A 14,819-nucleotide genomic window follows, 5' to 3' on the forward strand; every position below is an offset into this window, starting at 1 on the left:
AAGTTCCGGCGGCTTTCCGGAAACCTAAACGGTCGATTGCAGTTTTCTCAGCAATGCCTCGGCTTCCTTGTTGCCGGGCACGGCCTCGAGAAAGCGCTTCAATTCGCCCTCGGCCCGCTTTGCCATGTTCATCTCGATGAAGAATTCGACAAGCATCAGACGTATCTTGGGGTTCTTACCGTCTAGCTTTACTGCGGACTGCAATTCAGCTTCAGCCTTGTGTCGATGACTGCTGAATGCTGAAAGAGCCTTTCCGTAATAGGCATGATACAAAGCATTCTCCGGGCTGTAGTGGACCGCACGGGCGAGATGTGTCGCCGCGGATTCGTACTCTTCTTCGCTGAGCATCAGTAAGCCTTGCTCAAAGCTTTCGAGTCCCTGTTCGGACTTTCGCTCTGTAGAATCCGGAACTTCCGTCAGGCCTTCGGCCCTGCGTTTCTCTCGTGCCTCGATCTCTTTGCGGATCTTGTAATCGTACGATTCGCGCGACTCTTTCGTCTTGAGGGTCTCGTATGCATGGGCAAGTTTCGTGAAGGCGACCTGGATACGCCTGAGCATTGCTTCGCCCTCGCGATGATACCGGTCCGGGTGGAACAGTTTGGCGAGCCCGAAATACGCCAATTTTATTTCGGATATGGGAGCCTTTTCGGAAACACCGAGAACGTCGTAATGCGTTTCTGATACCTCTGCACGCTTTAGATACTCGTCGAGCGTGATGTCCAACGCGGCAGCTTTTGGCTGAGCGGGTTCGGGATCAGCCTCCGGTGGCTTGCTATCGGCGCTTTCAGCTTCGGGTTCAGGCGCATCGTGACCGGCGATCGAAGCGGCTTTTTTCACGACCGAAAGTCGTGCGGTGAGTATTTGAGCGATCTTCAACGGTGAGAACGCGGCGTTCCAGTCCTGCCGGACGAGGACGCCCCCGAGCCACAGAACGTATAGGGCCTGAAGCAGGCCCTGCTCCGGCAGCGTCGTCATGTTCCGCAGATCGGCGATCTTTAGAGGGACATCTCGAAACTGCTCGGCAACATGCTGCTCGTGTGCCAGCAGATGCAACCGGGCGAAATCGGCCGCGGTTCTCAGAAACGTCTCTTGAACGCTCTTGAACCTCTCGAATACGGTCTGGATCGGTAAGCATCGAGCGTAATTGATCAGCACCTTATGAACTTCGACATCGTAAACGAGATCGGACCGAAGGCGGGCAAGAGGACTGAAGAGCCATTCACCTTCGATCCACGACATTGCCTCTATCAAGATCGCTTCGATCTGCGAAACCACCGCGTCTTCGAGATCCTTCTCAGTGAGTTTTCCCTCGGCGATAAGGCTCGCCCCGAGTTCAAGATCGTTAGCGTAATGCGGATACTTCGAGATCTGGCCTTTTTCTACCTTCTTTCGGCTTATCAGAACGCTGAAGAGCCTATGTTCTTTACTGTTCGAGACCCCGTAAACGACCCGACCGTCTTTGAAATAAATGACCGCCTTCTGTGCATCGCGCGAGAGCCTGAGGCTGCCGCTGAGATTGGCCTGGATTATCTCAACGATCAATTCACCGAGCGGATATTCGTTGAGCGAGCCATTGGTTTCGAGAGTGTTTTGCTGGGTCATCTGCGAAGGTGAGAGTAGGGCGGCGAAGTGCGGACGGAGACGTCCGCTGCATAATGATAGCAGAATTCGGACCGGAAAGTCTCTTGTTTTTTGCGGCAGAATCGCCTGTTTTCGACGTGTGAACGAACTAACCCATCGATTTGACAGGCAATGGACAAATTGCGAAAGTTTCTTGGTAACTAAGCAATGGAGATGTGCCGTCCGGAAGGATTTAGGATGAGGTCCAGATGAACGCTCAGATCGAGATAAGGGAATGCGCGACGCTGGACGAACTCGGTGCCTGTGTTGACCTACAGCGAGAGGTCTTTTCGCTGCCGGAGATCGAGCTGTCGCCTGTAAGGCATTTCGTCGTAACGAAAAATGCCGGTGGATTTATCCTCGGCGCTTACAGCGGTGACGAACTGATCGGATTCGTACTCAGCGTGCCTGCCTTTTTGCGCGGTGAAAAGGCATTCTATTCCCATATGACCGCGGTCAAGAGTGAATTTCAGAGTTTCGGTATCGGTGCCAGGCTGAAATGGGCTCAACGCACACGGTCGCTTGAACTGGGCGTCAAATATGTGAAGTGGACGTTCGAGCCCTGGAAGGCTCGCAACGCATATTTCAACCTCGAAAAACTCGGAGCGATCGTCACCGAATATCAGCCGAATTTTTACGGCATCGATTATTCGACGGCATCGACCGGCGGTGTCGCTATCGGACTTGCCAGCGACCGCCTGTTTGCCGAATGGCATCTTGAGAGTGAAAAGGTAGTTGCACGCTCGGAAGGCTTGCCGTTCACCGACGATCGCGTCCCGGATCGCGAGATCGAGGTCACGCCCGATTGGAACAAGCTGGTTGCGACCGACACGAATGCTGCGATCGCCGAACAAGCCAGGATCAGGCATGAGTTCGAAACGGCTTTCGCCGACGCGATGATCGCTCGCGGGTTCATTCGTGATGCTGAACATCCGAAGTATCTTCTTTACCGAGACTAAGATGCCGCATTTTGAGATCGATCCTGAGATTCGAAAGGCGTACACCCTGCCGTCCGAGTTCTATACCGACCAGCATTATTTCGATCTGTCAAAAGAGACGGTCTTTTGCCGGTCATGGCAATTCGCCGGACACGTCTCGTCTCACGATGATCTGACACCATTTACGCTGCTTGCCGGTTCTCTTGACGAACCCCTGTTATTGGTAAGAACCGAAAGTGAATTGCGCTGTCTCTCGAATGTCTGCACTCACCGAGGGATGCTTTTGGTCGAGAAGCCGTGTAAGGCGAATCTGATAAAGTGCGGCTATCACGGACGCCGCTTTTCGCTGGAGGGCAAATTCCTCTCGATGCCGGAGTTTGAAGCGGCCGAAAATTTTCCGGAGTCACGGGACGATCTGCCTACGATCGAATGCAGCGTATCCGGAGACTTTGTCTTTGTCTCGCTCGACCCGGCAGCAGCGTTTCAGGAATATATCAATGGCGGCGATGTTGTTTTGAACGAGATCGCTGATCTGAAATTGAAGCTGCATGAGACGCGCGAATATGAAGTGAACGCTCACTGGGCGTTGTACTGCGAGAATTATCTTGAAGGATTTCATATTCCCTACGTTCATAGATCCCTGAACGAGGCCGTGGATTACGGTACATACACAACCGAAATATTCAGGTATTCGAGCTTGCAGACGGGCTATGCAGAAAACGGCGAGGTCGCCGGCCGGTATTTGTTCATTTTTCCGAATATGATGTTCAATATATATCCCTGGGGCGTGTCCGTTAACGTCGTCCGACCGGTCTCGATGAGTAAGTCGGTGATCGAATATTTGACGTACGTAGGCGATTCATCGAAGCTGGGGACAGGAGCAGGTGCCGACCTTCACGGTGTCGAATTAGAGGACGAAGCCGTGGTCGAAAGCGTTCAGCAAGGCATTCGTTCGCGGTTTTATGACCGCGGCCGATACTCACCTACCCGCGAGCAGGGCACGCATCATTTTCACCGGCTGATAGCTGAGTTTCTGAATTGACCGATCGATGAGTTCTAAGATACAGAGCGAGATCGAGGGATTGCGTGCCGAGATAGAGCGGCACAACGAGCTTTACTATCAGAAAGCCGAGCCCGAGATCTCTGATTATGAATTCGACATGATGCTCGAACGCCTTCGAGCGCTTGAAGCCGAGCATCCTGAATTGATCACGCCGGACAGCCCGACCCAGCGCGTCGGCGGAAAGGCCGATTCCCTTCGGCCGTTCAAACACACCGTCCCGCTGATGTCGCTCGATAACAGCTACAGTCTTGATGAGCTGAAGGCATTTACCGAACGCTGTGAAAAGCTGGCTGAAGGCCGCAGGCTTGAATACGTAGCCGAGCTCAAGATCGACGGGCTCAGCGTATCGCTGCACTACGAGAATGGGATATTGATGACCGCAGCGACCCGCGGCGACGGCCAAACGGGTGATGAAGTAACGCAAAACGCAAAGACCATACGCACCGTTCCGCTCAGGCTTAAGACAGACGCCCCGCAACACGCAGAGGTACGCGGCGAGGTCTTCCTTTCGCGTTCACAGTTTGCCCGCATCAATGCCGAGCTTGAGATGCAGGGCGAGAAGACATTTGCCAATCCGCGGAATTGCGCCAGTGGTACGCTGCGAATGCTTGATTCGCAGATCGTTGCCTCACGTCGGCTCGACATGTTTCCGTACGACGTGATCCGCGGCAATCAGAAAATGTTTGCGACGCACTGGGAAAATTTCGAATGGCTCGATCGGAACGGCTTTAACGTCAACCCGAACCGAGCACTTTGCTCCGGATTTGACGATCTCGTCGCGTTCATCAATGAAATGGAGACCCATCGCGACGCGCTCGATTACGAAATAGACGGCGTCGTCGTAAAGGTAAACTCGACTGCGCTGCAGGAAGAGTTCGGCGCGACCACCAAGGCTCCGCGATGGGCGATCGCTTATAAATATCCGGCGCGAAAAGCGACGACCAAACTGCTTGCCATCACGATACAGGTCGGACGGACCGGAGCGTTGACGCCGGTCGCGAATCTCGAACCGGTACTCTTAGCGGGATCCACTGTTGCGCGTGCGTCGCTGCATAATGAAGACGAGATCAAGCGGCTCGGAATTCGCATCGGCGACACGGTAGAGATCGAAAAAAGCGGCGAGATAATTCCCCAGGTTCTCGGTGTGGTCGAAGCAAAGCGCGACGGCACTGAGACCGGTTTCGAATTCCCGACGGTGTGCCCGGTCTGCGGTTCGCCCGCGGTCCGACCTGAAGGCGAGGCTGTTCGCCGCTGTACGAATCCCGATTGCCCGGCGAAGCTGAAGGCTCGCATTCAATATTTCGCTTCGCGAAAGGCTATGGACATCGAAGGACTCGGGGAGGTTCTGGTCGAAACGCTTGTTGACAAAGAGATGGTCCGCGACGTCGCCGATCTCTACAGCCTGAAGTTGGAGGACATCGCCGCTTTAGAACGAATGGCAGAGAAGTCAGGCACGAACCTTATTGAACAGATCGAAGCGAGTAAGTCGCGTGGGCTCCAGCGTCTGCTGTACGGGATCGACATTCGCCACGTCGGCGAGAGGTACGCAAAGATACTCGCCGGTAATTTCCGCAGCATCGACCGAATTGCTGCAGCAAGCGTAGAGGAACTCGACGACATCCCCGAGATCGGCCTCGCCGTCGCCGAGAGCGTTTATTCTTGGTTCCGTGACGCCAAGAACATCGAACTCGTCGAAAGGCTTAAGGCTGCCGGCGTGCACGTCGAAATGGATGCTTCCTCGACCGCTGCTCTCGATGAACGCTTCATTGGCAAGACCTTCGTCCTTACCGGCAAGCTCGAAAACTACACCCGCGACGAAGCCGCCAAACTGATCGAAGACCGTGGCGGCCGCGTCTCGTCATCCGTCAGCAAAAAGACCGACTACGTAGTCGCCGGCTCCGACGCCGGCTCAAAACTAACAAAGGCGGAGAGTTTGGGTGTTGCAGTTCTGAACGAAGCTGAATTCGCGAAAATGGTGTCATGAATAACGGGATCTCAATGATTGAGACATTGCGGGATTTCGTCTTGAAAGCGAACGAACTCGGCATTGAATATATGGTAACCGGTTCGTTTGCCATGAGCGCATACGGCGAGATCCGATTTACACGCGACATCGATGTCGTCGTCCAGATAACAGAGAAAGATGTTGCTCGAATTACCAGGAAGTTCGAGACTGAATATTACGTCAGTGATGAGTCAATTAGAAATGCGATCGCGCGTAAATCGATGTTCAACGTCATTAGCAATACGCACGGCGGTAAAGTTGATTGCATTGTGATGAAAGACGATGAGTTCGCTCGCTATAGTTTCACCCGTCGGTGGAAGGCGTCTGTTTCAGGCTTGGATTTCTGGGTGACAACAAAGGAAGATCTGATAATCGCTAAATTGAACTGGGCTCGAGATTCGCATTCTGAGATGCAAATTCGCGATATTGCCAATCTAACATCAAGCGAATATGATTCAATTTATGTTTCGGAGTGGATAGAACGGCTTGATTTGAACGGTATCTGGTCTGAAGTCGGACAATGGAAGACACATCAAGACAAAACCGAAAGCTAGTCCAAGACATTGTCATGTCAAAGTCGGTTGAAGAACGGTTTTTGATGTGCGCGGGCTTGTACGAGGATGCGAAGGCTCTTGCGACAATTGGTATGCCTTCCGGACTTTCAATCTCTCAAAAAGAGGACTACATATTTGAACGCATCCATGGAGCGAGTCCAATGGAACTTGTAAAAAGTAACCTGATTGGCTGAATATTATTTATAGCGGTTTCTGGGATTACCCATTTGCTCTCGTAGTTGAGTTTGAGGGCAATGTTTATCTGTTTCGACGTGGTTATTTCGACGACAAGTTGGACGAATATCCGAGCGAATTTGAAGTTATCCTAGATAATTCCCGTCGATATTGGTTCTTTGCAGAAGAATTTTGAGATTGACGATAATGGGGAAGTGATTGCGCGCGTCGATATGCATGAAATTAACTTCGACCCCACACATAGAGAACGGATTGATTCAAAGGTGTTCATAGATTTAGGCTTGCAGAAGTAATTAGTTTTTCCAAAATGAATGAATTTTTCACAGCGAACATTTCGGAAGCTGATCCGTTGATCAGCGATGCCATTGATGCAGAGGTTCGGCGGCAGGCGGACGGGCTTGAGCTGATCGCTTCAGAGAATTTCGTTTCCGAAGCCGTGCTCCAAACTATGGGCACGGTCTTTACGAACAAATACGCCGAAGGCTATCCGGGCAAGCGTTATTACGGCGGCTGCGAGTTTTCGGACGTTGTTGAGCAGGCCGCGATCGATCGTGCAAAGCAGATCTTCGGTGCCGAGCATGCCAATGTCCAGCCGCACAGCGGCGCACAGGCCAACATGTCGGTATTTCTCGCTGCGATCAAGCACGGCGACACCATCCTCGGGATGAACCTGTCGCATGGCGGGCATTTGACGCACGGCCATCCGCTCAATTTCTCCGGCATCAACTTCAAGGTCGCCGATTACGGTGTGAATAAGGAGACCGAGCAGATCGATTACGACGAGCTGCAGCGAAAGGCCGAGGAAAGCCGCCCTGCCTTGTTGATCTGCGGGGCGTCAGCGTATCCGCGGACCATTGATTTCGAAAGGATCGGCGAGATCGCCCGTTCGGTCGGTGCAAAGGTGATGGCCGATATCGCCCACATCGCCGGACTTGTCGCTGCCGGATTGCATCCTTCGCCGGTGCCGCATTGCGAGTTCGTAACGACGACGACGCATAAAACGCTTCGCGGGCCGCGCGGCGGCCTGATACTTTGCAAAGAGGAGTTTGCGAAAGACGTTGACCGGGCAGTTTTTCCGGGCGTTCAAGGCGGTCCGCTCGTTCACATAATCGCGGCTAAGGCGGTCGCATTCGGTGAGGCGCTTCGCGACGATTTCAAGTCTTATCAGCAACAGATTCTGAAGAACGCGCAAGCACTCGGCGATACGCTCGCGGCATCGGGACTTCGTTTGGTGTCGGGCGGCACTGACAATCACCTCCTTCTCGTTGATGTTTATCTTGACGGCAAAGGTATCACCGGCAAGGAAGCCGAAAAAGCGCTCGAGGACGTTCACATCACAGTGAACAAAAATACGATCCCGTTCGATACCCAAAAGCCTTTTACCGCATCGGGAATACGTCTCGGCACACCCGCACTGACCACGCGCGGGATGCTCGAAGACGATATGCGGCAGATCGGCGACATGATAGCGTCGGTGGTTCACGAACCCGGATCCGACGATGTAAAGAAGCGGGTACGTGGGGCGGTCGCCGAGCTTACTGCAAAATTCCCGATGTATCCCGGCCGTTACAAGTCAAAGCAGACCGAGGCGAACACCGCCGTTTGAGGCCTTGCCGACTTGATCAAAAAAGCCCTCGGTCACCGATGACCGGGGGCTTTTCACGTGGAGCTTAGTAAGCTTAGATCGTCACGAATTATCCGTCACCGATGTGTTTTCGTTCTCCAGTTGATCCAACAACTCACGAGCCTCTTCGGAATCGTATTCGTATGCTTTTTGTTCAAGGGCGTTCGCCGCGATATCTGCATAAAGCGGATCGTCGAGGAGCGGAACGAGAGCCTGCACGGAGAGGAGCGAAAGGGTCTCGTAAGCAATGGCTCGGATCTGCGGAAACTCGGTCTGCCTGACGATCTCTGCGATCTCGCCTGCCGAAAATCTTTCGAACAGGCCGTCGGCGAGCTTGTCGAGCTTGTCGTAATCGTGCTGTTTCAGGGCACGAGCTGCGAGCTGGATGAAAACCTCGGCCGATCCGCTTTGGGCCTCGAGAATCTTCGCACACGTTTCGGCAAGTTGGGCCGCCTCTTCCTGTGTCTCAACATTCTTGGGTTTGCTTTGCGCGTCGAGCGCTGAAAGCAGCTGACTCAATTCCCAGTCTGAGTGAGCATCGTATTCGATCTTTTGAGAAGGCGGACTTGTCTGGAGGGTGCCGCTCGACTGCAATAGGCCGACCAGCATTTTCTTTGTCATCGGCCGCAGTTCTTCCCAAATACGAACAACTCCGGCATCGAGGTCTTTTATCATCATGTCAACGTCTTAAGTTTGAGGTCTCATGATGATCTTGTCAAGCATTCTGTTCCGGCGGAGCTGAAACGGGAAAAACCGTCGTCGCTGCCGGCATTCGACCGCTTATCATGGCCGTTCGATAAACATCGGGAGAGCATTCGGCCTTCAGATCAAGGGGCATCTGTAGGGCTGCTGGCAAGCATTTCGAGTTCGATCTGATTCAGTATCTCTTCGCGTTCTTCGTCGCTCGAACGATCGTCAACAATAGCGATAAGCGCGAATGGGATCCCTTCGAGCCGCCTCAATTCCCATGTCTCTGAACCCGGTTTCGACCTCCTTGAAAACCACAGCCCGTTGAGGTCGGATACAATGACATCGGCATTCCCGATCACCGCTCGATCAACCTCGCGCGAGCCCTCCGGAACCAGTAACCGGCGAAGCTCCCAGCCGTATTTCTTATATTGAGCTATTATATCCCCGACCCCGGCGTCGATCATTTGGAATTTGTCGGAAGCGGCGCTTCCGTTCGCGTCGGTTTGATCGGTGTGATGTTTGCAACATTCGTATTTGCAGCGGGCATTGCAGGGACCATCGAGTTTGACATTACGTTTGCCGCTTCGCGTTCACGCTGGTCGCGGCCCTTGCCGGGCGACTTGAAACTGCCGGCAAACTGCTCACCGACGGCGAGTTTCCATCCTCCGTCTTCGTTAATGAACGCAAGATCCTCCCACCGGCTGTCGCGTGCGTTCCAAACCTCGACGGCGCCCATGTTGCCGCTGATCCTCTCGTCCCTGATCTCTGGCAGCGATTCTGCAAACGTCGTTGCGGTAAAACCGTTCTCGTAAACCTTTTCGATCGGATTGTTATTTCGCTGTGCCACCATCTGGGCAAATTCCTGCGTCTTTTTGGTCATACTGGCCTTTATAGCCTCAGTATCTTTTGACTTCACAGCCGCATAAAGCGTCTTGTAAGCTTCGGTCGGCGAAGCCGCTCCGCCGGTCTTGATATTGGCGGTTCCTCCGCATGCGGCAGTTAAGACGAGAGCGGCCACCGCCGCCAATATTCCTTTTGTTTTGAACATAGCTTCTTAAAAGTGCGATCAATTGATAATCTTTCCAGTTGGAAGTATAAGTTTATGCTCCGGAAATGTAAATTTTCATGAAAGCCCTGAGATTCGAACAAGATCGACTCGGCCTGCACGAACTCACTATTCCGAACGCTAAGGGCGAAGCACGAGTGCGCGTATTGAAATCCGGCATCTGCAATACAGATCTCGAGATAATTCGCGGATATGCCGGCTTTGAGGGCACCATCGGTCACGAGTTCGTTGGCGTCGTCGAAGCCGCCGAGGATTCCCCCGGTCTGGTCGGCAAACGGGTGGTCGGCGAGATCAACGTTGGCTGCGGTACGTGCGAGCTTTGCCTTCGGGGTGACCCGCGTCATTGTCCGGGCCGTACGGTGCTGGGGATAAAGGGCAGGGACGGAGCACATGCCGAATACCTCACGCTCCCGACTCGTAATCTGTATGAAGTTCCCGACGGCCTGACCAACGAACACGCCGTTTTCATCGAACCATTCGCAGCGGCCTTAGGGATCATCGAACAGGTCGATGTTGAGCCCGACACAACGGTTGCAGTGATAGGCGACGGCAAACTTGGCCTGCTGTGTGCGATGATCCTGGCACAAAGCTCAAAATGTACATCCCTGATCGGAAAGCATTCATCAAAACTCAAACTAGTCGAACGACGCGGGATCGAGACCGTATTGCTGGCCGAGACCGATCCGATCCTAGGCCGATTTGATGTGGTAGTCGAGGCGAGCGGGTCTGAAAGCGGTTTCGCGACCGCTCTTGACCTCGTTAAGCCCCGCGGCAGGATCGTGCTGAAATCGACGTTTCGCGGAAAGCCAACCTGGGAAGCGTGGAGAGTTGTGGTCAACGAGATAACCGTCGTCGGATCGCGCTGCGGCCGCTTCGAGCCCGCACTGAAGCTACTTTCGAACGGATCGCTCGATCTGAGCGACCTGATCAGCGACGAATTTCCCATTAGCGAGGGAATACGCGCCGTTGAGCGAGCGGGCGAACCCGGTGTCCTGAAAGTGCTGTTGAACATGACGAATTGAAACTTTTCGGGCGTTATCTGCGAATTTTGTTATAATCAAAGCCCCGATCGGGGCAGGTCGAGAATAAGGGCATCAAGGAGATAGATTTATGACATTCAGCTTTGCGGCACGTGCCTTTTCCATGCTAAACGGACGATTTCACAGCCTCTCGCTTGTTGCGGTTTCGATCGTCGTTTTTCTTGCCGGAACCCATTCGATCGAGGGGCAGGTCCAGCCCGTCCAAGCTGCTGCGTCGCCATTGCGAATTTCGGACTCGTTCGCCGATATCGCAAAAAAGGTCGAGCCGGCAGTTGTGAGCATTGACGCGAAAGCACGCATGCCCGAAGTAAGCTCGCGAAACCGCACTCCGCCGGTCGACTCGGACGACATTCTGGAGTTCCTGCAGCGACAGATGCCTCGTCGGCAGGCCGCCGCCGTCGGGAGTGGTTTCATCGTCGATAAGGCGGGATACATTTTGACCAACGGGCATGTGGTCGAAAATGCGACGCGGATCATCGTCAAGCTGAATTCCGGCGAGGAGTTCAATGCGGAACTATTAGGTGTCGATGAAGAGACTGACATGGCAGTGCTCAAAATCGATGCCGGACGCGATCTTCCGTTTGTCACTTTGGGCGATTCGGATCGAGCGCGAGTCGGCGATTGGGTATTGGCGATCGGCTCACCTTTTGGGCTTTCGCGGACGGTCACTGCCGGGATCATTTCTCATGTCCAGCGCGATACACCGACGGGTTCGCCCTTCCAGCGTTTCATTCAGACCGACGCAGCGATAAACCGCGGCAATTCAGGCGGACCGCTGGTAAACCTCGCAGGCGAAGTTATCGGAGTGAATTCACAGATCGCTACTTCGACGGGCGACTACAACGGTATCGGTTTCGCCTTACCGTCTCGCGATGCCTCTCAGGTCTATGAACAGCTTCGGACGACCGGAAAGGTCCGCCGCGGGTATCTCGGCGTTTTCCTTGATTCGGTAAAAGCAGAATACGCAAAGGTCTATGGGATGCGTGATGAGCGCGGCGCGATCGTCACGCACGTTCGCGATGCTGACGGGCCGGCCGCCGCGGCTGGCCTCAAAGCGGGAGACGTAATCGTCGAATTTGACGGGAAGCCCGTTGCGAGCGCCCAAGACCTCATTTCAAAGGTCTCGTCTACGGGGCCGGATCGTTCCGTCGTTGTTGCATATCTTCGCGATAGCGGCACGGCGATCGAGAGAAAGAACGTGACGATGCGTTTGGGCGAACGCCCTCCTAACAGAACGTCGCGCGACGGTGACCGTCCTACAAAACTGCCGGTCGATCCTCCGGCTCAGGAACAAAAGCCGTTTGGCCTGACCCTGACCGCGATCACACCCGAGATGGCAACTTCTCTAAATATCGATCGCACTGCCGGGCTCGTCGTCAAAGAGATCAGCCCCGAAAGCCTGATCGCCGACGTCAAGCTCTCAAGCGGCGTCGACGCGATCGGCGAAGGTGACATTATTCAGCGCATCAACCGAAAGCCGGTCGCCGACCCGGCCGCTTTCGGCGAGATCGTCAGGGCCTTGAAAAAGGGAGACGCTGTCGTTATGCATGTTTTGACACCGGTCTCGGGCACGCAGACGCAGTTAAAAATAGTTCAGTTCACGGTTCAATAGGTTCTGTTGTAAATTAAATCGTAGATCGCGGATGGAAAAAGTTTCGTTCGCGATCTACGATTTACCATTTATGGGAACCAACAATATGGCAAAAGCAAAACAGGCAAAATCGAAGAATTCATCCAAACAAAAGACCGCTACTTATCACAATTATATCGCCGGGGAATGGGTAAAGAGCTCGTCGGGAGAATGGTTTGACAATGTAAATCCCGCGGACACGACAGACATCGTCGGCCGTTTTCCGAAGTCAAATGCTGACGACGTGAACGCGGCCGTTGCCGCAGCGAAGGCGGCGGCGACAAAATGGCGTCAAACGCCGGCGCCGAAGCGTGCAGAGCTGCTTTTCACCCTGGCTGAGATAATTCGCGACAATAAGCAGCGTTATACCGAAGAAATGACCCGCGAAATGGGGAAGGTGGTCAAGGAAGCGGGCGGCGATGTGCAGGAAGCTATCGACTGTACTTACTACACGGCGGGCGAGGGCCGTCGGCTTCATGGCTTCACGACGCCCGCCGAGATGAAGAACAAATTCGCGATGTGCGTCCGCCAGCCGGTCGGCCTTTGCGGACTCATCACGCCGTTCAATTTCCCGATGGCGATACCGTCATGGAAGCTGATCCCAGCTCTGGTTTGCGGGAACACGGTCGTCATAAAGTCGGGCGAGGATGTGCCGCTATCGGCCCTTAATCTGGTGAAGGCATGCGAACAGGCCGGCATCCCTAAAGGCGTCGTCAACCTGGTCAACGGCTTTGGCGAGGCAGGCGCCGCTCTTGTCGAACATAAGGACGTACGTCTGATCTCATTCACGGGCTCGACGAACACCGGAAAGATGATCGCCGAACAGTGTGCACGCGACAATAAGATCGTCTCGCTCGAAATGGGCGGAAAGAACGCAATAATAGTGATGGACGACGCCGATATCGATAATGCTGTCGACGGGTCGCTGTGGGGAGCATTCGGCACAAGCGGACAGCGGTGCACCGCCAGTTCGCGGCTCGTGGTTCACAAGAAAGTGTACAAGAGATTCGTCGAGAAGCTTGTCGACCGCGTGAAACAGCTGCGGGTCGGCAATGGCCTCGATCCAAAAACGGATGTCGGGCCGGTGATCCACGAAGATGCGATGCAGAAGATCCAGGGTTACATCGAGATCGGGAAAAAGATCGACAAGGCGACACTCGCCGTCGGCGGCGGCCGCCTCACAAAAGGCGATTATGCGAAGGGCTGGTTCCTCGAACCGACAGTCTTCTCCGACGTTAAGCCCGGAATGCGCATCGAACAGGAAGAGATCTTTGGCCCGGTAACGAGCGTCATTCCTTTTTCGACACTCGATGAAGCGATCGAGATCGTCAATGGCGTGAAGTACGGCCTTTCATCAGCGATCTACACCCAGGACGTCAACAAGGCATTCTACGCGATGCAGGAACTCTACACCGGAATTTGTTATGTCAACTCGGCAACGATCGGAGCCGAAGTTCACCTGCCTTTCGGCGGGACCAAGGCGACCGGCAACGGCCATCGCGAAGCCGGCACCCAGGTCCTCGACATTTTCAGCGAGTGGAAATCGCTATATGTCGATTACAGCGGCAAGCTCCAAAAGGCTCAAATAGATGCCGTAGAGATCTAGCTCGTTCGCCCGCTAGCTGCCAAGGTCGGCCTCGATACTGGCTCTTAAGCGTTCGTCGTCCGGCGTGACGTCGGGTGCAAAGCGGGCGACGATCTCGCCATCCTTGCTGATCAGAAACTTTTCAAAGTTCCATAAGACATCCGTAGGATCGACGCGCGTGTGGCCGAAGTTGCGGAGGCGTTCTTCCATGCCGTCGCCGTTGTTTACGTCGGTCTCGGGATGTGCCTCGATCAATCTTGCGTAAAGCGGATGACGGTTTTCGAGAATGCCGACCTTTGAGAACATCGGGAACTGGACATTGTAGTTGGTCGAGCAAAACTCTTTGATCTCTTCTTCGGTGCCCGGTTCCTGGCCTTTAAAATCGTTGGACGGGAATGCGAGGATCTCAAAGCCCTGCCCGCGGTATTCTTCGTAAAGCTTTTCAAGCCCTTCGTATTGAGGGGTAAGGCCGCATTTTGACGCGACATTCACGATCAGAAGTGTTTTGCCTTTGTAATCGGCCAAGTTGGTTTCCGTTCCGTCGATGGTTTTGACGGGAATTTCATAGATATTATTTGCCATATAGTTAAGATTGTCTCTTTACTTAGATTTTCGCTGAATAACCCGACTTGTTCAAATGCCTCACTCCGTTCTTCCTCAGTAGAAACACAGTTTAAGAAACTTTGGACAAATCATACTGGCCCAATTCTGCCTGCTCTGAAAGAAAACAAAATTGTTCATAGCGTCAGATGGAATTCTGAGTATAATACCCGATAAAAACTGGCGGAGGTGTATATCATCTTAATCAA

General features: G+C 53.7%; 13 protein-coding genes. 8 read left to right on the plus strand and 5 right to left on the minus strand.

What is annotated here, in order from left to right:
• Positions 1-24: 24 nt before the first annotated feature.
• Positions 25-1,602, minus strand: a complete 1,578-nt coding sequence (locus tag IPM28_09685; protein MBK9173258.1) for a DnaJ domain-containing protein — start codon at positions 1,600-1,602, stop codon at positions 25-27.
• A 227-nt stretch (positions 1,603-1,829) separates the two neighbouring features.
• Between IPM28_09685 and IPM28_09690 the strand changes: the two genes are divergently transcribed.
• The 5 genes from IPM28_09690 to IPM28_09710 all read left to right on the plus strand — a co-directional run bounded on the left by IPM28_09690 (position 1,830) and on the right by IPM28_09710 (position 7,981).
• Positions 1,830-2,579, plus strand: coding sequence for a GNAT family N-acetyltransferase (locus IPM28_09690; GenBank protein ID MBK9173259.1), 750 nt, complete (start codon positions 1,830-1,832; stop codon positions 2,577-2,579).
• 1 nt (position 2,580) lies between these two features.
• Positions 2,581-3,600, plus strand: a complete 1,020-nt coding sequence (locus tag IPM28_09695) for an aromatic ring-hydroxylating dioxygenase subunit alpha (protein MBK9173260.1) — start codon at positions 2,581-2,583, stop codon at positions 3,598-3,600.
• A gap of 7 nt (positions 3,601-3,607) precedes the next feature.
• Entirely contained in the window at positions 3,608-5,605 is a 1,998-nt protein-coding gene (ligA, locus tag IPM28_09700; protein ID MBK9173261.1) for an NAD-dependent DNA ligase LigA, read from the plus strand.
• Positions 5,606-5,619: 14 nt separating this feature from the next.
• The gene (locus IPM28_09705) at positions 5,620-6,180 is read left to right on the plus strand and encodes a hypothetical protein (GenBank protein MBK9173262.1); all 561 of its coding nucleotides are present in this window, start codon (positions 5,620-5,622) and stop codon (positions 6,178-6,180) included.
• 502 nt (positions 6,181-6,682) lie between these two features.
• Positions 6,683-7,981, plus strand: coding sequence for a serine hydroxymethyltransferase (locus IPM28_09710; protein MBK9173263.1), 1,299 nt, complete (start codon positions 6,683-6,685; stop codon positions 7,979-7,981).
• An 81-nt stretch (positions 7,982-8,062) separates the two neighbouring features.
• Here IPM28_09710 and IPM28_09715 read toward each other — a convergent pair whose 3' ends face one another.
• The 3 genes from IPM28_09715 to IPM28_09725 all read right to left on the minus strand — a co-directional run bounded on the left by IPM28_09715 (position 8,063) and on the right by IPM28_09725 (position 9,737).
• On the minus strand, positions 8,063-8,677 hold the full coding sequence (locus IPM28_09715; protein MBK9173264.1) for a hypothetical protein: 615 nt from the start codon (positions 8,675-8,677) through the stop codon (positions 8,063-8,065).
• A 149-nt stretch (positions 8,678-8,826) separates the two neighbouring features.
• Positions 8,827-9,153, minus strand: a complete 327-nt coding sequence (locus IPM28_09720; GenBank protein ID MBK9173265.1) for a hypothetical protein — start codon at positions 9,151-9,153, stop codon at positions 8,827-8,829.
• A complete protein-coding gene (locus IPM28_09725) occupies positions 9,150-9,737 on the minus strand; it encodes a hypothetical protein (protein ID MBK9173266.1) in 588 nt (195 codons plus the stop codon). The genes IPM28_09720 and IPM28_09725 overlap by 4 nt, the downstream gene beginning before the upstream one ends.
• A 77-nt stretch (positions 9,738-9,814) precedes the next feature.
• Between IPM28_09725 and IPM28_09730 the strand changes: the two genes are divergently transcribed.
• The 3 genes from IPM28_09730 (at position 9,815) to IPM28_09740 (ending at position 14,031) form a co-directional block, all read left to right on the plus strand.
• Positions 9,815-10,777, plus strand: a complete 963-nt coding sequence (locus IPM28_09730) for an alcohol dehydrogenase catalytic domain-containing protein (protein ID MBK9173267.1) — start codon at positions 9,815-9,817, stop codon at positions 10,775-10,777.
• Between the two features lie 88 nt (positions 10,778-10,865).
• Positions 10,866-12,407, plus strand: a complete 1,542-nt coding sequence (locus IPM28_09735; protein ID MBK9173268.1) for a Do family serine endopeptidase — start codon at positions 10,866-10,868, stop codon at positions 12,405-12,407.
• Positions 12,408-12,492: 85 nt separating this feature from the next.
• Positions 12,493-14,031: an aldehyde dehydrogenase family protein gene (locus IPM28_09740; GenBank protein MBK9173269.1), complete on the plus strand. Its 1,539-nt coding sequence runs from the start codon at positions 12,493-12,495 to the stop codon at positions 14,029-14,031.
• A gap of 12 nt (positions 14,032-14,043) precedes the next feature.
• Here IPM28_09740 and IPM28_09745 read toward each other — a convergent pair whose 3' ends face one another.
• Positions 14,044-14,592, minus strand: a complete 549-nt coding sequence (locus tag IPM28_09745; GenBank protein MBK9173270.1) for a redoxin domain-containing protein — start codon at positions 14,590-14,592, stop codon at positions 14,044-14,046.
• Between the last annotated feature and the right edge of the window lie 227 nt (positions 14,593-14,819).

This window comes from Chloracidobacterium sp., assembly GCA_016716305.1.
Lineage (GTDB): Bacteria > Acidobacteriota > Blastocatellia > Pyrinomonadales > Pyrinomonadaceae > OLB17.